Raw genomic sequence first — 18,224 nt, 5'->3', positions numbered from 1 at the left:
ATTGATAATTTTATGCTTTTAATTTGTGGCATACCCTTTGCAAAACGGTTAACAAGCGCCGCTATCAGGGACGATGCAGGAAGCCGCGTCGCGCACGAAACCGTTTAATGACTGGCAAAGAGGGTTTGACATGAAGATTGGCGTATTCATTCCGATTGGTAACAACGGCTGGCTGATTTCCACCCATGCTCCGCAGTACAAACCAACATTTGAACTCAATAAGGCTATCGTGCAAAAGGCGGAGCACTATCATTTCGATTTCGCCCTCTCAATGATCAAGCTGCGCGGCTTTGGCGGCAAAACCGAATTCTGGGACCACAACCTCGAATCGTTCACCCTGATGGCAGGTCTCGCCGCAGTGACATCTCGTATCGAGATCTATGCCACTGCCGCCACACTCACCTTACCGCCCGCGATCGTTGCGCGCATGGCGTCGACCATTGACTCAATTTCTGGCGGACGCTTTGGCGTAAACCTCGTCACCGGCTGGCAGAAGCCGGAGTATGAGCAGATGGGTATCTGGCCTGGTGATGACTATTTCAGCCGCCGTTATGACTATCTGACCGAGTATGTCACCGTACTGCGCGATCTGTGGGGCAATGGCCAGTCCGATTTCAAAGGCGAATTTTTCACCATGAACGACTGCCGCGTGAGTCCGCAGCCGCAACAGCCAATGAAGGTCATTTGCGCCGGACAGAGCGACGCGGGTATGGCGTTCTCGGCGCAGCATGCTGACTACAACTTCTGCTTTGGCAAAGGGGTTAACACGCCAGCCGCCTTTGCGCCAACGGCAGCGCGCATGAAACAGGCCGCGGACAAGGCAGGCCGCGACGTTGGCTCCTATGTGCTGTTTATGATTATCGCCGCTGAGAGCGATGAGGCTGCGCGCGCCAAATGGGAGCACTACAAGGCGGGTGCAGACGAGGAGGCGCTGGCGTGGCTGACAACGCAAAGCCAACAGGACAAACGCTCCGGTAGCGATACCAACGTCCGCCAGATGGCCGACCCCACCTCCGCCGTGAATATCAATATGGGCACGCTGGTAGGCTCTTACGCTAACGTGGCGCGCATGCTGGACGAAGTGGCCCAGGTCGACGGCACGCAGGGTGTACTGCTCACTTTCGATGACTTCTTACAGGGCATTGAGGATTTCGGTCAGCACATTCAGCCGCTGATGCAGTGCCGCAGCCAGATCAATGACAACAGAGAGGTTGCCTGATGAAAACCGTTTATTGCGCTCATACTCCTGACCAGCCACAGGTTGAACTGCCCGCCCGTCCGGAAGCAATCGCCTTTCCACCGGCACAAAGCGCGCTGATCGTGGTGGATATGCAAAACGCCTACGCCAGTCCCGGCGGCTATCTCGATCTGGCGGGATTCGACGTGTCCGCCACGACCCCGGTCATTGAAAAAATTCATCAGGCTGTTACCGCAGCGCGCGCGTCAGGCGTGCAAATCATCTGGTTTCAGAACGGCTGGGACAACCAGTATGTTGAGGCTGGTGACGCCGGTTCGCCCAATTTTCACAAGTCGAATGCGCTGAAAACCATGCGTAAACGGCCTGAACTACAGGGCACGCTGCTGGCAAAAGGCGGCTGGGATTATCAGCTGGTTGACGCGCTGCAACCGCAGCCAGGTGATATTGTGCTGCCAAAACCCCGCTACAGCGGCTTCTTTAATACCCCGCTCGACAGCATGCTGCGCAGCCGCGGTATCCGCCATCTTATTTTTACCGGCATCGCGACCAACGTTTGCGTCGAGTCAACGCTGCGCGACGGCTTTTTCCTGGAGTATTTCGGCGTAGTGCTGGAAGACGCCACCTATCAGGCAGGTCCGGCGTTTGCGCAGCAGGCGGCCATTTTTAATATCGAAACCTTTTTTGGCTGGGTCTCCAGCGTGGACGCCTTCTGCGAAAGTTTGCAGGGCAATAAGGAGTAAGACGATGCCGAAATCTGTGATTATTCCGCCAGGCACCTCCACGCCCATCGCTCCGTTTGTGCCCGGTACGCTGGCGGATGGCGTGGTCTACGTCTCCGGTACGCTGCCGTTCGATAAAGAGAACAATGTGGTGCATATCGGTGACGCGGCTGCACAGACGCGCCACGTGCTGGAAACCATAAAGAACGTCATTGAAACCGCAGGCGGAACGCTTGATGACGTCACCTTTAATTCCATTTTCCTTACCGACTGGCAGCACTATGCCGCTATCAATCAGGTTTACGCCGAATACTTTGCCGGCGACAAACCGGCGCGCTTTTGTATCCAGTGTGGCCTGGTGAAACCCGATGCGCTGGTTGAGATTGCCAGCGTGGCGCATATCGGCCAGCGGGAGGCGTAATGCATCTGGATATTCTGGGTCTTCAGCATACGGCGGCACCGACGCTGGTGCTCGCCTCTGGTTTAGGCGGCGTCGCCAGCTTCTGGCAGCCGCAGCTGGCGGCGCTGACGGAGCGCTATCGCGTGGTGGTCTATGACCAGCGCGGCACGGGACGCAGTGCTGAACCGCTGCCAGAGAATTACTCTCTGGCGATGATGGCTTCTGAGCTGGCACAGGCGCTGGCGCAGCACAACATTATGCGCTTTGGCATCGTTGGTCACGCGCTGGGCGGCCTGGTAGGGCTTCAGCTGGCGCATGACTATCCCGAGCGCGTCGAGCGTGTAGCGGTCATCAATGGCTGGCTACGGCTGCATCCCCACACGCAGCGTTGCTTTCGCGTGCGTCAGGATCTGCTGCTCAACAGCGGTATTGAATCCTTTGTGCGTGCGCAGCCGCTGTTTCTCTACCCGGCAGAGTGGATGGCCCAGCACCAGCAGCGCCTTGCTGACGAGGAGGCCGCCCATATCGCCCATTTTCAGGGGCGCGACAATGTGCTGCGTCGCCTGAATGCGCTGATGCGCGCCGATTTTACCGCGCTGGCCGCCAGCATTACCCCGCCAGTCCTGGCAATTTGCAGCCAGGATGACCTGCTGGTGCCCTGGAGCTGCAATGCGCAACTGGCCAGTGCGCTACCTGATGCGCAGCAGATCGCCATGTCCTGGGGCGGCCATGCAATGAGCGTAACCGATGCAGAGGGCTTTAATTCCCTGCTATTGCAGTGGCTTAACCAGACTGAAGCCGCACCCCAGCGTGCAGCGAGCTAAGGAGACGATAATGAGTACCCTTTCTCTTTCACCGGAATGCAATCTGATCGATAAACAGGCTTTCCGTGACGGCATGGCGCGCCTCGGTGCCGCCGTTAATATCATTACCACCGACGGTCCGGCGGGCCGTGCCGGTTTTACCGCGTCAGCGGTTTGCAGCGTCACCGATACGCCCCCCACCCTGCTGGTGTGCCTGAATCGCTCAGCGTCGGTATGGCCGATTTTCGACGCCAATCGCCAGCTGTGCGTCAATACGCTGGCGGCTGGCCAGGAGGCGCTCTCTGGTCTGTTCGGCGGTAAGACGCCGATGGCAGAACGTTTCCTGGCAGCGCAGTGGCGCAATGGCGTAACCGGCTCGCCCGTGCTCAAAGATGCGCTGGTTTCCTTCGACTGCCGCGTCAGCAACATGACCTCTGTCGGCACCCACGACGTGCTGTTTTGCGAAGTGCTTGGGCTGACGTTTAGCGACGAAACAGAGGGGCTGGCCTGGTTCGATCGCAGCTATTTGCCGCTGCGACGGGCCGCACGCTAACCCCCTCAAACGGCTCTGATACCTCACTTTCTGGAGATAACGATGGCGAGTTCCTGGTTTCCTCAATGGCGTAAAAAGTCGGCGGTATCAGACGGCGGGATCATTGCCCCGGATGAAACGCTGTCGTTTGGACAGACGGCGATCCTGGGGTTGCAGCATGCGGTTGCTATGTTTGGCGCAACCGTGCTGATGCCGCTGCTGATGGGACTGGATCCCAATCTGGCGATACTGGTTTCCGGCATCGGCACCCTGCTCTTTTTTATCGTCACCGGCGGACGTGTGCCCAGCTATCTCGGCTCCAGCGCAGCCTTCGTTGGCGTTGTTATTGCCGTGACCGGCTTTAACGGCCAGGGCCTGAATCCGCATCTCAGCATGGCGCTGGGGGGGATCATTGCCTGCGGCGTGCTCTACACGCTGGTGGGTCTGGTGGTAATTAAAGTGGGCACGCGCTGGATAGAGCGCCTGATGCCGCCGGTGGTTACCGGTGCCGTAGTGATGGCAATCGGACTGAACCTTGCGCCTATCGCGGTACACAGCGTGGCTGCATCCGGCTTCGACAGCTGGATGGCGGTGATGACGGTGCTGGCTATCGGGCTGGTGGCGGTGTTCACCTCCGGGATGGTGCAACGCCTGCTTATCCTCGTGGGGCTGATCGTGGCCTGGGCGATCTATGCACTGCTGACCAACGTCATGGGCTTCGGCAAGCCGGTAGATTTTACCGGCGTTGCGCAGGCCGCCTGGTTTGGTCTGCCGCACACCACCGCGCCCACTTTTGATCTCCAGGCAATGGTGATGATTGCGCCCGTCGCCATTATTCTGGTGGCAGAAAATCTGGGTCACCTGAAGGCAGTGGCTGGCATGACCGGTCGCAGCCTCGATCCTTACATGGGTCGGGCTTTTGTTGGCGACGGGCTGGCAACGGTGATTTCGGGTACGCTGGGCGGCAGCGGCGTGACAACCTATGCAGAAAACATTGGCGTTATGGCAGTCACCAGGGTCTATTCAACGCTGGCCTTTGTGGCGGCAGCTGTCATTGCGCTTATTCTTGGTTTTTCACCTAAGTTCGGTGCCCTTATCCACACCATCCCCGCGCCGGTCATCGGCGGCGCATCGATTGTCGTATTTGGCCTGATCGCCGTGGCGGGTGCGCGTATTTGGGTGCAGAACCATGTCGACTTTAGCCAGAACAGCAACCTGATTATGGTCGCTACTACGCTGGTGCTGGGCGCGGGAGATTTTTCCCTGACCATCGGCGGCTTCACCATCGGCGGCATCGGCACCGCAACCTTTGGGGCCATTCTGCTGAATGCCATTCTGCAACGGCGCAGCGCCCCCCTTGCGGAGCGCCCGTTGCGACAGCAGGGATAGTTACTCAAGCGGCGCTGCGGGCGCCGCTTTTTTTCGCTTCAGCTTCAACTCACTCACAATGACGCCACAGACAATCAGCACCCCACCAAAAATGGCGGCAGCAGGTAAACGCTCTCCCGCGAGTCGCCCGACCACACCAGCCCACACCGGCTCACCGGCATAAATAACCGTTGCACGCGTCGGGGAGACGCTGCGTTGCGCCCAGTTCATCGTTACCTGGATTAGCGCGCTGGCACCACCAAGCCCCAGTGCGCTCAGCAGCAGCGGCGAACTCAGCGTCGGCAGCGACTCCCCGTTTGGGGCCATCATGATAAAGGCGCACAGTGAGGCCACCGCCAGCTGAATCAGGGTGACGCGCCGCACGTCAACCTCACCGGCAAAGCGGCCGATCAGGATGATCTCGGCGGCGATAGCCAGCGTACTCAGCAGCGTGGCGATCTCACCCTGACTGAGGCTGATGCGCCCATCCTGCGGTCCGGCCACCAGTAACAGTCCCAGAAACGCCAGCAGTATGCCGCACCACGCCATCAGACCTGGTGGACGACGCAGAAACAGCCATTGCAGCAGTGGTACCACCGGCACATAGAGCGCGGTTAAGAACGCAGACTGGCTGCTGGAGATGGTCTGCATTCCCCAGGTCTGCAGACCATAGCCGCCAGCGATTGCGAGGCCAATCAGCGCCCCGGCCACCAGCTCCTGTCGTGTTGTCCCACTCAGCGCGCGGCGAAATACGCAGGCAAGGATCAGCGCAGCCGTCGCAAAACGCAGCCCCACAAAGAAGAACGGCCCCGAGTAATCCATCGCGCGGTGCACCACCAGAAAGGTGCCGCCCCAAATCATAGTAATGAAAATCAGCACCAGCTCCTGACGCGTGACGCGCAAAGCCAAGGTGCGGGAAACGTCCAACATAGCCCACCCTGAATGATTAAACCGCGCCATTGTGCGCAGCTCATCGTCTGAATGCAATGCATCAGACGATCCCGCAAATTTCGCGATCTCGCCGCAGGGCTGGAAAGCTCTTCTATACTTCTGCTTAGGTTTTCACACCCTATGGAGAGCGCAATGGCCAAAATTCTGGTTCTTTATTACTCGATGTATGGACATATCGAGACCATGGCGAACGCAGTAGCCGACGGCGCACGCCGCGTTGCAGGTGCCGACGTTGATATACGCCGCGTGCCGGAAACCATGGATGCAGAGCGTTTCGCTCAGGTTGGCGGCAAGACCGATCAGGCGGCACCGGAGGCAACGCCGGATATTCTGCCGCAGTACGATGCCATTTTGATCGGCACGCCGACGCGCTTCGGTAATATGTCTGGTCAGATGCGCACCTTCTGGGATCGCACGGGGGGTTTATGGGCTTCTGGTGCCCTTCACGGCAAAGTCGCCAGCGTCTTCTCATCAACCGGAACGGGCGGCGGTCAGGAGCTGACGATAACCTCTGTCTGGACCACGCTGGCCCACCACGGCATGGTGATCGTCCCTATCGGTTACGGTACTAAAGAGCTGTTTGATATCTCGCAGGTGCGCGGCGGCACGCCCTATGGTGCCACGACCCTGGCGGGAGGCGACGGTTCGCGTCAGCCCACGGAAGAGGAACTCAATATTGCCCGTTACCAGGGCGAACTGGTTGCCGGTCTGACGGTAAAACTCAAAGGATAAGTTTACTCAGGAGAAAATTATGTCGAACGATCAAGCTAAAGCACATCACGTAGGCGAATGGGCCACACTGCGCCATACCTCCCCGGAAATCGCAGAAGCCATTTTTGAAGTGGCCAACTATGACGAGAAGCTGGCGGAGGAAATCTGGCGTCAGCAGGGTAACGATGATGTTCTGTTCCGCGCCTTTGACAAAACTGATGCCGATGTTTTGACCTGGGATGACACGCCGGTAGAGCGCAAAAATATCTGACGATAAGGCGGGATTTCCCGCCTCAACTTTTGACTGACCCAGGAGAGTCTATGTCTTCCTATCAGAGTATTAACCCCGCGAACAATCAGCTGCTGAAAAGCTGGCCGTCTCACGATGCCGCCGCCGTAAGCCAGGCGCTGGAGCGCGCCGATCGCCTGTTCCATTCATCCTGGAGTAAAGGCGACATTGCGCCGCGCGTGCAGGTGCTGGCGAAACTGGCCGATTTGATTGAGAGCCGGGTTGACGAGCTGGCTGCCATTGCCAGCAAGGAGATGGGCAAACTCATTGGCCAAAGCCGGGGTGAAGTTAAAATTTGTGCGCAAATTGCACGTTATTACGCGGAACATGCGGCAGAGATGCTGAAGCCTCAGCCCTACCCCAGCGAACTGGGCGACGCCTGGGTGGAGTATCACCCCGTTGGCGTGCTGGTGGCCGTTGAGCCGTGGAACTTCCCCTATTATCAGCTGATGCGCGTTCTGGCCCCTAACCTGGCGCTGGGCAATCCGGTGCTGGCAAAGCACGCCAATATCGTGCCTCACTGCGCCGATATCTTCGAAAAGCTGGTGAAAGAAGCGGGTGCGCCAGAGGGTGCCTGGACCAATTTGTTTATCGACAACGATCAGGTTGCCGCGTTAATCGCCGACGATCGCGTTCAGGGTGTGGCGCTGACGGGTTCAGAGCGCGCCGGTAGTGCTGTGGCGCAGCAGGCGGGTAAACACCTGAAAAAATCGACGCTGGAACTGGGCGGCAATGACGTTTTTGTGGTGCTGGACGATGCGGATATTGACGAAGCGGTGCGTCAGGGTGCACAGGCACGTCTCAGCAACTGCGGTCAGGTTTGCACCGCTGCTAAGCGTTTTATTCTGCACGAAAATATTGCCAGCGCCTTTATCGATAAATTCAGCGCGGCGCTGAAGAGTGCGCGGCTGGGCGATCCCCTGGACGAGCAGACCACGCTCGGCCCGCTCTCCTCAAAAGATGCGCGCGATCGGCTGGTAAAACAGGTTGATGAGGCTGTGCAGCAGGGTGCAAAAGTCCTGATCGGCGGCAAAGCGGTAGAAGGCGTCGGCTGCTATTTCCAGCCCACTATCCTGACGGAGATCGCGCCTGACAATCCGGCCTACTATCAGGAATTTTTTGGCCCGGTGGCACAAGTATACGTAGTGGGTGACGACAAGGCCGCTGTGGCGCTGGCTAACGACTCCCATTACGGACTGGGTGGCTCTGTCTGGACAAAAGATATTGCGCGTGGCCGCCGTCTGGCATCAGCCATTGAAACGGGCATGGTCTTTATCAATTCACAAAGCGACACGTCGGCTGAGCTGCCGTTTGGCGGTGTGAAACGGTCTGGATACGGTCGCGAATTATCGGATTTGGGCATTAAAGAGTTTGCCAACCAGAAGCTGGTCGTGGTGGCAGGTTAAGCTTTGCCCCATTAAAAAACCCCGCCATGGCGGGGTTTTTTGTTTTCAATGCGCTTACTGCGCAACGGCTTGCTTTTCGTCACTGTTCTGCGCAGATTCAACCGGCTTCTGCACCGCAGGTTCGCCAGCGCTGGATTTGTCAGCGGCGGCCTTATCGGCGGCGGCTTTCTCAGCGGCCGCTTTTTCTTTTTCAGCGGCAGCTCGCTCAGCTTTCGCTTTTTCTTCAGCGGCTTTGGCTTTCTCATCTGCCGCTTTAGCTTCAGCCGCTTTCTGGGCTGCAGCTTTCTGTGCGGCGGCCTTATCCGCAGCGGCTTTGTCAGCAGCAGCCTTGTCAGCAGCCGCTTTATCCGCAGGCGCTTTGTCAGTAGCAGCGGCGTTACCCGCCTGGCTATCGGCATCGGCATCCGCTGCATTTGCGGCGGCTGGCTGTGGTTGAGCCGCTGGCGCCATCGGCGTACCCTGCAGGGCGCCGTTCAGCACCTGGGTAAACTGCTCCCAGCTGCAGTAACCGTTGCCATCCACCGGACAGCCTGCCAGCTCCAGCGTTACGCGCTTCGGCGGGTTTTTCAGGCTCAGTACATCACCGTTACGCAACTGATCGGCGGTCTGATAGACATATTCCAGCTTCAGCAGATCTTTGTTGTTTTTTGCATCGTGCCAGCGCTGAAAGACAATCTGACCACCAATAGGTGTATTCTCATATGTGCCTGCCAGCTCGTAGGGCTTGACCTGAAGCGCACTCAGCAGGGAAGCAATGTTGGAGTCATGCCCCACCATCAGCGTAATTTTAGGCGCGTTGGCTTTGTCTTCATCCACCAGCTGGCTGCGAATGTAATCGACCAGCGGCGCGGCTACTTCACGAGCGACATCCGGGCTGGTAAACAGCGCATCCTGATAGCCATTCTTGATCGCTGACAGCGCTTTCCACTGTTCTGGCGTCTTGATTTGGCCCCAGGCAACCTGCTCCAGCGGGAAGCCTTCATAATATTGCAGCGTAAACGCATCCATCAGGGAGTTACCCACTTTCAGCGGACCGCTGACGTTTGGCTCTTTGCCGTTTTCCGCGCTGAAAGTATTGCTGCCGCTGCTCAGATCGCACTGTTTTTTGTTGTTGCAGGCGGGCGCAGATTTGTAGTCAACGATTTTGTCCAACTCTTGCAAAGCGGGCTTCAGCGCCAGTTTCTCATTTTCCGCCGTCATTGCCGCCAGCGCTTTCTTATTAAAGGCTTCGCTGTCGTCAGTGATGACCGGGTTAAAGATCGGATCCATGGTGCCCATGGCGTCCTGATGGCTGACGGCGATATCACAGCCCGGGAATGCGCCGTTAACAAAGAACTGCGCCGTCGCCACGGTACGCTGAAGGCTATTAGCATAAACGAAAATGTTACTACTATCGGGGCAGCTGCCATTTTTCACCAGACCCTGCTGCGCCAGCCACTGGCGGGTGTAATTCCCCATATAGACTTCCAGCACGCCGCCTTTGGTGGTGAGTTGTCCACCCGGAACGCTCCACTGCGGCCAGCTTTTCTTCGTCGACTGTTCCAGCACGCTGCCGTTATCGGCCAGCGGCGCACGCAGATTGTGGCGGCTAAACATCAGTACCTGTTGCAGCTGCATATCGCTTTCAGCTGCGTGGGCCGTCATGCCGACTGGCAGTGCGGCAAGGACCGACAGTGCGCAAAGACTCAGTTTCTTGATCATTGTGCCTATTCCATTTATTCAGTAGAGAAACGCTCAGGCTATCAACCGATTAGCTCAGTTAAAGGCATAGCGCCCACAGTGTAACCTAAGCCGGTGGCGAAAAGCGCCCGATGTTTGCAAAAACAGTGAGTGGACTATAGCAGAATTGACCAAAAGACAGGGAGCAAACAGAAAAGGCGGAAAAGATAAGGGGCAGAAAAGCAACAGGCCAGCACGTTGTGCTGGCCTGTCTGGTGTGGCGGAGGAAGAGAGATTCGAACTCTCGGATGGTTTCCCATCGGCGGTTTTCAAGACCGCTGCCTTAAGCCACTCGGCCATCCCTCCGGGGTGATGCTCTTCACATCTGCAAAACAGCCGGGCTGCCTTGCCGGTTCCTGACAGAGCAGGAAAGTGGCGGAGGAGGAGAGATTCGAACTCTCGGATGGTTTCCCATCGGCGGTTTTCAAGACCGCTGCCTTAAGCCGCTCGGCCACCCCTCCGCAATGAGGCGCACTATAAACATCCCCCCGATGGATGTAAAGCCTGTAAGAATTCATTCGCCTGAAAAACAGCCAAAACGATGTTATTCGTTGGCAAAATCACCATTCCGCTCAGAGAAACAGCGATTTATCGCGTAAAGAAGGGTAAAACGTCTTTCCCGTTTTGCGGCCGCTGCGTATTCTCAGCGCAAAGTGAGTGTTCTGATAAAGGAGCGCATTATGGACAGACTTATTACTTCGTCCTCGCGGACATCGCTGCTCAGCACCCATAAGGTGTTGCGCAATACCTATTTTCTTCTTGGCCTGACACTGGCATTTTCTGCCGTCACCGCTACCGCCAGCACCGTGCTGGGTCTGCCGGGCCCTGGCCTGATTTTAATGCTGGTCGGTTTTTACGGTCTGATGTTCCTGACCCATAAGCTGGCTGACAGCCCGATGGGCATTCTGGCGGCCTTCGCCTTCACAGGCTTCCTTGGCTATTGTCTGGGTCCCATTCTCAGCTCGTTCTTAGCGGCGGGCATGGGTGATGTGATTGCGCTGGCGTTAGGCGGCACGGCACTGGTCTTCTTCTGCTGCTCAGCCTATGTGCTGACAACTCGCCGGGATATGTCTTTCCTGGGCGGCATGATGATGGCGGGCTTTGTGGTGTTGCTGGTAGCGGTAATCGCTAACCTGTTCCTGCAACTGCCAGCGCTACATCTGGCAATCAGCGCCCTGTTTATTCTGTTCTCTGCGGGTGCCATCCTGTGGGAAACCAGCAATATCATTCAGGGTGGTGAAACTAACTATATTCGTGCCACCGTCAGCCTTTATGTCTCGCTCTACAATATCTTTATCAGCCTGCTGAGCATTTTGGGCTTCGCACGCAACGACTAAAGCGCGCAAAGCCGGCTACAGACTGACCACGACCCCGCTTCGGCGGGGTTTTGCTTTTTCTGCTGACGCAATTTGGTAGAATGCCGCCGAATCAAGCAGTGAGGAACAAACGTGGAATTTAACGGTAAAACCATTGCCACCGATGGTGAAGGCTATTTAAAACATCGTGACGACTGGAGCGAAGAGCTGGCTGAGCAGATCGCCCAGCGGGAAGGCATTACGCTGAGTGAAGCACACTGGGAAGTCGTGCGCTTCGTGCGGGCATTCTATCTGGAGTACAACACCTCACCCGCTATCCGCATGCTGGTTAAAGCCATGGCACAACAGTATGGGGAAGAGAAAGGCAACAGCCGCTATCTGTTTCGTCTGTTCCCGGACGGCCCGGCAAAACAGGCAACAAAAATTGCTGGGCTGCCAAAGCCCGCGAAGTGTCTTTGATTACCCGGTCGTAAAACGTTGCGGCTGCTCCACAGGCTGGTGCGGCTCAACCAGAACCCGATCAACGCGTGCGCTGCGCGGTCCGCCCGCTTTAAGCCAGGCGATCAGTGCGTCAACCTTTTCCGGCTCGCCGCAGGCCAGCACCTCGACGCTGCCGTCGTCCAGATTGCGCGCGTAGCCAAGCACCCCAAGCTGTGATGCCTCTGCCTGGGTGCTGTAGCGGAAGCCTACGCCCTGCACCCGACCCTGAACCCAGATTTTATAACAGGCTGATGCCATTTCTCTCTCCTGCTACTGTACGTTGCAATTTCCTGTTATCCGCCGGACAATGGCGCCTCATTTTTTCAGGTAAGCATAGCAAACTATGACCGTTCGATTGATTCTCACCAGGGGACGTGAAAAATCCCTGCTCCGCCGCCATCCCTGGGTCTTTTCCGGTGCCGTTGCGCGCCTTGAAGGAAAAGCACAGCTGGGTGAAACCGTTGATGTCTGTGACCATAACGGTAAGTTTCTTGCGCGTGCAGCCTATTCGCCGCAGTCGCAAATTCGTGCCCGCGTCTGGAGCTGGCAGCAGGATGAATCGATTGACATCGCCTTTTTCATTCGCCGTTTTGAGCAGGCCCAGCAGTGGCGCAACTGGCTGGCGCAGCGGGACGGGCTCGACAGCTATCGTCTGATCGCGGGTGAGTCTGATGGCCTGCCCGGCGTCACCATCGACCGCTTTGGCAACTTCCTCGTGCTGCAGTTACTCTCTGCCGGTGCAGAATATCAGCGCCCGGCGATTATCTCGGCACTGCAGCACTGTTTCCCTGCCTGCGCCATCTACGATCGCTCAGACGTAGCGGTACGTAAAAAAGAGGGCCTGGAACTTACTCAGGGTACGGTCACGGGTGAGATGCCACCGGCGCTGCTGCCGATTACCGAACATGGTATGAAGCTGCTGGTTGATATTCAGGGCGGCCACAAAACAGGCTATTACCTCGATCAGCGCGACAGCCGTCTGGCCACGCGCCGCTATGCACAGGATGCCCGCGTACTTAACTGCTTCTCCTATACCGGCGGGTTTGCCGTTTCAGCCTTAATGGGCGGCTGTCGTGAAGTGATCAGCGTTGATACTTCGCAGGAAGCGTTAGACGTGGCGCGCGAGAACGTCGCGCTTAACGGTCTGGACGTGTCACGCGCGCAGTTCCTGCGCGACGACGTGTTTAAACTGCTGCGTCGCTATCGTGACGCTGGGGAAAAATTTGACCTGATTGTGATGGATCCGCCAAAGTTTGTAGAAAATAAAAATCAGCTGGCGGGTGCCTGTCGCGGTTACAAAGACATCAATATGCTGGCCATGCAGCTGCTCAATCCTGGCGGCATCCTGATGACCTTCTCCTGTTCGGGTCTGATGGCTTCCGATCTGTTTCAGAAAATCGTGGCCGATGCCGCGCTGGACGCGGGCCGCGAGGCGCAGTTTATCGAGCAGTTCCGTCAGGCAGCCGATCATCCGGTGATTGCCAGCTATCCTGAGGGTCTTTATCTGAAAGGTTTTGCATGCCGTGTGGTGTGACTTGAAAAAGCTGCTTCTGACGCCATATTGATCAGGAGGCAGTTTTTCTGGAGGTCACTATGATTGCCACTAAATTTGGTATTGGTCAGCAAGTCCGTCATCGCCTTTCAGGCGTGCTGGGCGTGATTGTGGATGTTGATCCTGAATATTCACTGGATACACCTAAACTGGACGAGGTCGGCGCGACGGAAACGCTACGCGCCGCCCCCTGGTATCATGTGGTAATGGAAGACGAAGAAGGCGATCAGGTGCACACCTATATTGCTGAAATTCAACTCTCCGGCGAAACCAGCTCAGAACATCCGGAACAGCCGGAAATGGATGAGCTGGCTGCATCTATCCGCCAGCAGCTGCAGGCACCGCGCCTGCGCCACTAATCCCGGGCGGCACTCAACGCCGCCTGTGATTTATCCTTTCTGTCGCGTCACACCCAGACGCGGAATTTCAATTTTCGGACAGCGATCCATAATGACGGTCAGGCCAGCATCCTGCGCCAGCACTGCGGCCTGCTCGTTAATCACGCCAAGCTGTAACCAGAGTGTCTTCGCCCCTGCCGCAATGGCTTCCTGTGCCACTCCCCAGGCTGCTTCTGAATTGCGAAACACATCGACCATATCGATCTGCCCCGGCACCTCTTCCAGCGTGGCGTAGGCCGTCTGTCCAAGCAGCGTTTTTCCTGCCAGTTTCGGACTGACCGGAATGACATCGTAGCCCTGATCCAGCAGATATTTCATCACGCCGTAGCTTGGCCGGTCGGGACGATCGCTGGCACCCACCAGCGCAATACGCTGCGTGCTGGTCAGTACGTCACGAATGGTTTGATCGTTCATAATTCTCTCCTTATTTCACCGACTTGAGTGTAGGCGGCGCAGGTAACTTCACGTCATTCAAAAATGAGATATTTTGCACTGGCGCACGAAAACATATGTTCAAATGTAAATTTACTGCCATAATGTAAGAATTTGCTACACACAAAACCTTGCGCCCTGTTCTGGAGACTACATGAAACGCTCTTTGGTCGTGACGGGGTTGATTACTCTCCTCGTCTCGGCATCCTGCCATGCCATCACCCTGAAGCTCGATCCGCAAATCGACCTTCTGGTGCTGGATGGGCGCAAAATTTCTGGCTCGCTGTTGAAAGGTGCCGACAGTCTTGAGCTGGAGCGCGGCCAGCACCAGTTTTTGTTCCGCGTTGAGCAGCTGCGCGACGCGCATAAAGATGCCTCGCTGCGCTATCAGTCGGTGCCAATGATCGTAACCTTCAATGCGCAGGTCAAAACCATTATCTTCCGTTTACCCGCCCTGGAGAGTCGTCGCGAGCGTCATCACTTTGATCGTATGCTGAATTTCCAGCTGGTGGATGAACGCGGCCAGGAGATTGCCAGCAAGCGCGACCGCCTGCCTGCCTCCGCCGAAGGCGATATGGAAAAAGCCATGGTTATTTATAACCGCAACGGCCAGATTGCTTCGGTGCCACACTTCGCAACCGTCAGCGATGGAGCGGCCACCTCGCCGCCCGTTGAGGCTGAATTTGTCTGGATGGATGAGGCACAGTCGCCCACCATTAAGCGCTGGTTTCATCGCTTCGATCAGGCAACCCGCCAGCAATTTCTGTCGCTGGTTAAACTGCTAAGGACAAGTTGATAGCCGGGAAAGGCACAGGGTAAACTCGTGAAATTCTTTCCGTTACACGACGTTACCAGGATGCTTTTATGGAACAAACCGTCCGTACGCTTGGCCTCAGCAAACATATCGCGCTGGTTGCCCACGATCACTGCAAAGCTTCACTGCTGGACTGGGTGAAGCAGAACCACGCGATGCTTGAACCCCACACGCTTTATGCGACCGGCACAACCGGAAATCTGATTAACCGCCATACCGGACTCACCGTCAATGCCATGCTGAGCGGCCCGATGGGCGGTGACCAGCAGGTGGGCGCGCTGATCGCTGAGGGAAAAATTGATGCGCTTATTTTCTTCTGGGACCCGCTTAATGCCGTTCCGCACGACCCGGATGTGAAAGCGCTGTTGCGTCTTGCCACCGTGTGGAATATTCCCGTCGCCACCAACCGCGCCACTGCGGATTTTATCGTTCAGTCTCCACTGTTTGCTCAGGCAGTAGAGATTGAGATCCCCGACTACCCGCGTTATTTGCAGGCGCGCCTGAACTAATCAGGCTTTGCGCAGCAAGGGGACGCCAAGCTGATGAAGCTGCTCGACAAAAACCGATGGCTGCTCACGGTCATATAGCATCCACACCTGCTGGCGTGCCCGCGTCAGTGCGACATAAGCAAGACGCCGTTCCTCCGCATCCGGAAAATCTTCCGGCTGCGGCAGCAGCGCCTGCTCTATCACGGACTCGCGCGCAGCGGCAGGAAACCCCTCTTTACCCGCCTGTAAACCCAGCACGATAACAAAGTCAGCCTGTTGACCTTTGCTGGCATGGATAGTCATAAAATCCAGGTTAAGTTTCGGCCAGCGCGTCCTGGCTTTATCCAGTACATCGGGCCGCAGGTGGTGATAGCGTGCCAGCAACAATACACGCTCCTCCTGTTTTACGTATCCGCTCAGCTTATTCAGCAACGGCTCCAGCTGCTCCTGCGGCAGCAAACCAACGGCTTTTTTGTTGCCTTTCGTCAGGCTGTTAAGCGGTTTGCGCAGCTGATGGGGGTTTTGCTGGATAAAACGGTTTGCAATATCGCCGATGCGGTCGTTAAAGCGGTATGTGGTATCAAGAACGCAGCGATCGCCATCGCCAAAATAGTGGTGAAACGCGGTGGTCAGGCTCATTTCTGCGCCACTGAAGCGATAGATGGCCTGCCAGTCGTCGCCAACGGCAAACAGCGTGGTTCGCTTGTTCTGCTGGCGTAGCGCCGTCAGTAAGGCTGCCCGTTGCGGCGAGATATCCTGAAACTCGTCCACCAGAATATGCTTCCACGGACTGATAAAACGCCCTTTATCAAGAAGGGCAACCGCCTGGTGGATGAGGCCGGAAAAATCGACAGCCCCCTCTTCTTTCAGTGCGCTTTTCCAGGCTTTCAGCAGCGGAGCCATCAACTTAATGCGCTTACTGAACAGCTCTCTGACCTCGTCGGGCACCTCAGCGATCATTGCCGCCTGCGCGCCGCCATGCATACGCATCAATCCCAGCCAGCGTTCAAGACGCGAAGCCAGACGTCTGGCCAGCCGATCATCCTGCCAGAAATGGCCTTCCGGAAGCTCCCACTCCAGCTCGTCACGCAGCCATTGCCGCCAGCCATTCGCCTGCGCTTTTTTCTCTTCACACTGCTGACGCCAGACCTTAATAAGCAGTGCGTGACGCGCAGCGGTATCGCTCTCCAGCTTGCTAATCGTCGGCTGTTTATTGCTGCCTTCCCGAATGATATGCAGCGCCAGGGCGTGGAAGGTACGCGCCTGAATATTCGTCACGTTCAGCCGCGACTGAATACGATCGTTCATCTCCTCTGCTGCCTGGCGGCCAAACGCCAGCAGCAGGATCTGCTCAGGCATAGCCAGTTTGCGCTGTAACAACCAGCCAGCGCGCGCGACCAACACAGAGGTTTTGCCGCTTCCCGCGCCAGCCAGCACCAGTACCGCATCCTCTCCGTTAACCACGGCTTCACTCTGTGAGGCATTGAGTGGTGACGTTTCCACCGTCGCAAAGAAGTGATGATGCGCTTTCAGCACGTGCGCGGCCCAGTCGCGGTTGCGCTGACGCAGCGTTGCCTCGCCCTGCTCTAGCCAGCGCTGACAGAAATGATAAAGCTCGCGGCAGTCACTGATTTGGCTAAGGCGCTCAAGCGGCAGTGGTAGCGCCGCGAACTGCTTTTCGATAGTCGCGCGCAGCGCATGAAGCTCACTACGCTTGATCCAGCGATCCTGGTTACCGAATTCTTCAATCTCTGTTTTGAGCTGTGTCAGCACCTCAACGCAGATGGCACTCATTTCCAGGCTCCAGTTCTGCCAGGCCTGTTGCAAATAGTGGTAAAAGCGCTGGGTCTCCTGCCATTCTGTGCCGTGCAGACGCACGACTTTTTCGTCAGGTAACAAAAACTCCAGCTCGCCCCAGACCATGCCGCGCTTACAGTTGATATCCAGCAACGCGTTAAAAGGAATCAGATATTCGTGCCTGTCACCGCTGACTTCCACCCCAGCCGCCAGCAGGCGAACGCGGTTATAAGGATGTTGGGCAAGTCGTTTACCCATCGATGTCGCTTTGAGTTCCATGTCTACACCGTCAAACGGGAGGTAAGAATATCGGGAGTTTACCTGTCAGACTCTTGACGCTCCAGCCTTAAAACAGGCTAAACTTGGCGGCACATCTTGCGGAAAGCAAAAGGAAAAGAACGTCATGCGTACCGTGCTCAATATTCTCAATTTTTTTCTCGGTGGCTTTATTACCACCCTCTGCTGGCTGTTTGCCACGCTGGTCAGCATTGTGCTGATTTTCACGCTTCCGCTGACGCGCTCCTGCTGGGAAATTACCCGACTCTCGCTGCTCCCCTATGGCAACGAAGCGGTGCATGTCGACGTGCTACGCCCGGAGAGCAAAAGCGCGCTGATGAACACCGGGGGGACCTTCCTCAATATCTTCTGGCTGATCTTTTTCGGCTGGTGGCTCTGCCTGACGCACATTTCCACCGGAATCATTCAGTGCCTGAGTATCATTGGCATCCCCGTAGGCATTGCCAATTTTAAAATCGCCGCAATTGCGCTCTGGCCAGTGGGCCGCCGGGTCGTTCCGGTTGAAGAGGCGCGCGCCGCGCGTGAAGCCAACGCTCGCCGCCGTTACTGAGGTC

21 protein-coding genes and 2 tRNA genes are annotated in these 18,224 nt (G+C 56.7%); 16 read left to right on the top strand and 7 right to left on the bottom strand.

Annotated features, from left to right (window positions below):
- Window positions 1-130: 130 nt before the first annotated feature.
- Genes rutA through rutG form a run of 6 tightly spaced genes read left to right on the top strand, consistent with a single transcriptional unit; the run spans window position 131 to window position 5,041 of the window.
- The gene (gene rutA, locus HP564_RS01155; protein ID WP_371239391.1) at window positions 131-1,219 is read left to right on the top strand and encodes a pyrimidine utilization protein A; all 1,089 of its coding nucleotides are present in this window, start codon (window positions 131-133) and stop codon (window positions 1,217-1,219) included.
- Complete coding sequence (rutB, locus tag HP564_RS01150; protein WP_371239389.1) at window positions 1,219-1,938, top strand: pyrimidine utilization protein B; 720 nt, start codon at window positions 1,219-1,221, stop codon at window positions 1,936-1,938. The genes rutA and rutB overlap by 1 nt, the downstream gene beginning before the upstream one ends.
- A gap of 4 nt (window positions 1,939-1,942) precedes the next feature.
- Window positions 1,943-2,338, top strand: a complete 396-nt coding sequence (gene rutC, locus HP564_RS01145; protein WP_371239387.1) for a pyrimidine utilization protein C — start codon at window positions 1,943-1,945, stop codon at window positions 2,336-2,338.
- The gene (gene rutD / locus HP564_RS01140) at window positions 2,338-3,141 is read left to right on the top strand and encodes a pyrimidine utilization protein D (RefSeq protein ID WP_371239385.1); all 804 of its coding nucleotides are present in this window, start codon (window positions 2,338-2,340) and stop codon (window positions 3,139-3,141) included. Before rutC ends, rutD begins: the two co-directional genes overlap by 1 nt.
- 43 nt (window positions 3,142-3,184) lie before the next feature.
- Window positions 3,185-3,673, top strand: a complete 489-nt coding sequence (gene rutF, locus HP564_RS01135; protein WP_371240616.1) for an NADH-dependent FMN reductase RutF — start codon at window positions 3,185-3,187, stop codon at window positions 3,671-3,673.
- Window positions 3,674-3,715: 42 nt separating this feature from the next.
- A complete protein-coding gene (rutG, locus tag HP564_RS01130; RefSeq protein WP_371239383.1) occupies window positions 3,716-5,041 on the top strand; it encodes a pyrimidine utilization transport protein G in 1,326 nt (441 codons plus the stop codon).
- Here the strand turns inward: rutG and HP564_RS01125 are convergent, their stop codons facing one another.
- Complete coding sequence (locus tag HP564_RS01125) at window positions 5,042-5,950, bottom strand: DMT family transporter (protein WP_371239381.1); 909 nt, start codon at window positions 5,948-5,950, stop codon at window positions 5,042-5,044.
- Window positions 5,951-6,103: 153 nt separating this feature from the next.
- On the opposite strand from HP564_RS01125, the gene wrbA reads away from it, so the two are divergent.
- The 3 genes from wrbA to HP564_RS01110 are packed head-to-tail and all read left to right on the top strand — an operon-like array spanning window position 6,104 to window position 8,377.
- A complete protein-coding gene (gene wrbA / locus HP564_RS01120; protein ID WP_371239379.1) occupies window positions 6,104-6,703 on the top strand; it encodes an NAD(P)H:quinone oxidoreductase in 600 nt (199 codons plus the stop codon).
- Between the two features lie 19 nt (window positions 6,704-6,722).
- Window positions 6,723-6,953, top strand: coding sequence for a YccJ family protein (locus HP564_RS01115; RefSeq protein ID WP_120451909.1), 231 nt, complete (start codon window positions 6,723-6,725; stop codon window positions 6,951-6,953).
- 50 nt (window positions 6,954-7,003) lie between these two features.
- The gene (locus HP564_RS01110) at window positions 7,004-8,377 is read left to right on the top strand and encodes an NAD-dependent succinate-semialdehyde dehydrogenase (RefSeq protein WP_371239377.1); all 1,374 of its coding nucleotides are present in this window, start codon (window positions 7,004-7,006) and stop codon (window positions 8,375-8,377) included.
- Between the two features lie 54 nt (window positions 8,378-8,431).
- Here HP564_RS01110 and agp read toward each other — a convergent pair whose 3' ends face one another.
- The 3 genes from agp to HP564_RS01095 all read right to left on the bottom strand — a co-directional run bounded on the left by agp (window position 8,432) and on the right by HP564_RS01095 (window position 10,557).
- A complete protein-coding gene (gene agp / locus HP564_RS01105) occupies window positions 8,432-10,078 on the bottom strand; it encodes a bifunctional glucose-1-phosphatase/inositol phosphatase (RefSeq protein WP_371239375.1) in 1,647 nt (548 codons plus the stop codon).
- Window positions 10,079-10,314: 236 nt separating this feature from the next.
- Window positions 10,315-10,402: transfer RNA gene (locus HP564_RS01100), tRNA-Ser, on the bottom strand.
- Window positions 10,403-10,469: 67 nt separating this feature from the next.
- Window positions 10,470-10,557: transfer RNA gene (locus HP564_RS01095), tRNA-Ser, on the bottom strand.
- 219 nt (window positions 10,558-10,776) lie between these two features.
- On the opposite strand from HP564_RS01095, the gene yccA reads away from it, so the two are divergent.
- Together yccA and tusE are read left to right on the top strand one after the other, a co-directional pair.
- Window positions 10,777-11,433: an FtsH protease modulator YccA gene (gene yccA, locus HP564_RS01090; protein WP_371239373.1), complete on the top strand. Its 657-nt coding sequence runs from the start codon at window positions 10,777-10,779 to the stop codon at window positions 11,431-11,433.
- Between the two features lie 111 nt (window positions 11,434-11,544).
- Window positions 11,545-11,871, top strand: coding sequence for a sulfurtransferase TusE (tusE, locus tag HP564_RS01085; protein WP_371239371.1), 327 nt, complete (start codon window positions 11,545-11,547; stop codon window positions 11,869-11,871).
- On the opposite strand, the gene yccX is transcribed toward tusE, so the two are convergent.
- Window positions 11,872-12,150: an acylphosphatase gene (gene yccX, locus HP564_RS01080; protein ID WP_371239369.1), complete on the bottom strand. Its 279-nt coding sequence runs from the start codon at window positions 12,148-12,150 to the stop codon at window positions 11,872-11,874.
- A gap of 85 nt (window positions 12,151-12,235) precedes the next feature.
- Between yccX and rlmI the strand changes: the two genes are divergently transcribed.
- Window positions 12,236-13,426, top strand: coding sequence for a 23S rRNA (cytosine(1962)-C(5))-methyltransferase RlmI (gene rlmI, locus HP564_RS01075; protein WP_371239367.1), 1,191 nt, complete (start codon window positions 12,236-12,238; stop codon window positions 13,424-13,426).
- 59 nt (window positions 13,427-13,485) lie between these two features.
- The gene (hspQ, locus tag HP564_RS01070) at window positions 13,486-13,803 is read left to right on the top strand and encodes a heat shock protein HspQ (RefSeq protein WP_371239365.1); all 318 of its coding nucleotides are present in this window, start codon (window positions 13,486-13,488) and stop codon (window positions 13,801-13,803) included.
- Window positions 13,804-13,833: 30 nt separating this feature from the next.
- On the opposite strand, the gene HP564_RS01065 is transcribed toward hspQ, so the two are convergent.
- A complete protein-coding gene (locus HP564_RS01065) occupies window positions 13,834-14,256 on the bottom strand; it encodes a CoA-binding protein (protein ID WP_371239364.1) in 423 nt (140 codons plus the stop codon).
- A 172-nt stretch (window positions 14,257-14,428) separates the two neighbouring features.
- On the opposite strand from HP564_RS01065, the gene HP564_RS01060 reads away from it, so the two are divergent.
- Both HP564_RS01060 and mgsA read left to right on the top strand, forming a co-directional pair.
- Entirely contained in the window at window positions 14,429-15,070 is a 642-nt protein-coding gene (locus tag HP564_RS01060) for a DUF2057 family protein (protein WP_371239362.1), read from the top strand.
- 68 nt (window positions 15,071-15,138) lie between these two features.
- Complete coding sequence (gene mgsA, locus HP564_RS01055) at window positions 15,139-15,597, top strand: methylglyoxal synthase (RefSeq protein WP_371239360.1); 459 nt, start codon at window positions 15,139-15,141, stop codon at window positions 15,595-15,597.
- On the opposite strand, the gene helD is transcribed toward mgsA, so the two are convergent.
- Window positions 15,598-17,652 (bottom strand): DNA helicase IV, encoded by a 2,055-nt coding sequence (helD, locus tag HP564_RS01050; protein WP_371239358.1) that lies wholly within the window; start codon window positions 17,650-17,652, stop codon window positions 15,598-15,600.
- Between the two features lie 124 nt (window positions 17,653-17,776).
- On the opposite strand from helD, the gene HP564_RS01045 reads away from it, so the two are divergent.
- On the top strand, window positions 17,777-18,220 hold the full coding sequence (locus HP564_RS01045) for a YccF domain-containing protein (protein WP_371239356.1): 444 nt from the start codon (window positions 17,777-17,779) through the stop codon (window positions 18,218-18,220).
- Window positions 18,221-18,224 lie beyond the last annotated feature (4 nt).

This window comes from Pantoea sp. KPR_PJ, assembly GCF_041386365.1.
Taxonomy (GTDB): Bacteria; Pseudomonadota; Gammaproteobacteria; order Enterobacterales; family Enterobacteriaceae; genus Pantoea.
Note: the sequence above shows the minus strand (reverse complement) of the source record. Positions and strands in the feature narration are given on the sequence as shown.

What these genes read in the sequence shown, in the direction of transcription:
- rutA (WP_371239391.1), top strand. Translation starts at nt 131, where the DNA reads ATGAAGATTGGCGTATTCATTCCGATTGGTAACAACGGCTGGCTGATT.
- rutB (WP_371239389.1), top strand. Translation starts at nt 1,219, where the DNA reads ATGAAAACCGTTTATTGCGCTCATACTCCTGACCAGCCACAGGTTGAA.
- rutC (WP_371239387.1), top strand. Translation starts at nt 1,943, where the DNA reads ATGCCGAAATCTGTGATTATTCCGCCAGGCACCTCCACGCCCATCGCT.
- rutD (WP_371239385.1), top strand. Translation starts at nt 2,338, where the DNA reads ATGCATCTGGATATTCTGGGTCTTCAGCATACGGCGGCACCGACGCTG.
- rutG (WP_371239383.1), top strand. Translation starts at nt 3,716, where the DNA reads ATGGCGAGTTCCTGGTTTCCTCAATGGCGTAAAAAGTCGGCGGTATCA.
- HP564_RS01125 (WP_371239381.1), bottom strand. Translation starts at nt 5,950, where the DNA reads ATGTTGGACGTTTCCCGCACCTTGGCTTTGCGCGTCACGCGTCAGGAG.
- wrbA (WP_371239379.1), top strand. Translation starts at nt 6,104, where the DNA reads ATGGCCAAAATTCTGGTTCTTTATTACTCGATGTATGGACATATCGAG.
- HP564_RS01115 (WP_120451909.1), top strand. Translation starts at nt 6,723, where the DNA reads ATGTCGAACGATCAAGCTAAAGCACATCACGTAGGCGAATGGGCCACA.
- HP564_RS01110 (WP_371239377.1), top strand. Translation starts at nt 7,004, where the DNA reads ATGTCTTCCTATCAGAGTATTAACCCCGCGAACAATCAGCTGCTGAAA.
- agp (WP_371239375.1), bottom strand. Translation starts at nt 10,078, where the DNA reads ATGATCAAGAAACTGAGTCTTTGCGCACTGTCGGTCCTTGCCGCACTG.
- yccA (WP_371239373.1), top strand. Translation starts at nt 10,777, where the DNA reads ATGGACAGACTTATTACTTCGTCCTCGCGGACATCGCTGCTCAGCACC.
- yccX (WP_371239369.1), bottom strand. Translation starts at nt 12,150, where the DNA reads ATGGCATCAGCCTGTTATAAAATCTGGGTTCAGGGTCGGGTGCAGGGC.
- rlmI (WP_371239367.1), top strand. Translation starts at nt 12,236, where the DNA reads ATGACCGTTCGATTGATTCTCACCAGGGGACGTGAAAAATCCCTGCTC.
- hspQ (WP_371239365.1), top strand. Translation starts at nt 13,486, where the DNA reads ATGATTGCCACTAAATTTGGTATTGGTCAGCAAGTCCGTCATCGCCTT.
- HP564_RS01065 (WP_371239364.1), bottom strand. Translation starts at nt 14,256, where the DNA reads ATGAACGATCAAACCATTCGTGACGTACTGACCAGCACGCAGCGTATT.
- HP564_RS01060 (WP_371239362.1), top strand. Translation starts at nt 14,429, where the DNA reads ATGAAACGCTCTTTGGTCGTGACGGGGTTGATTACTCTCCTCGTCTCG.
- mgsA (WP_371239360.1), top strand. Translation starts at nt 15,139, where the DNA reads ATGGAACAAACCGTCCGTACGCTTGGCCTCAGCAAACATATCGCGCTG.
- helD (WP_371239358.1), bottom strand. Translation starts at nt 17,652, where the DNA reads ATGGAACTCAAAGCGACATCGATGGGTAAACGACTTGCCCAACATCCT.
- HP564_RS01045 (WP_371239356.1), top strand. Translation starts at nt 17,777, where the DNA reads ATGCGTACCGTGCTCAATATTCTCAATTTTTTTCTCGGTGGCTTTATT.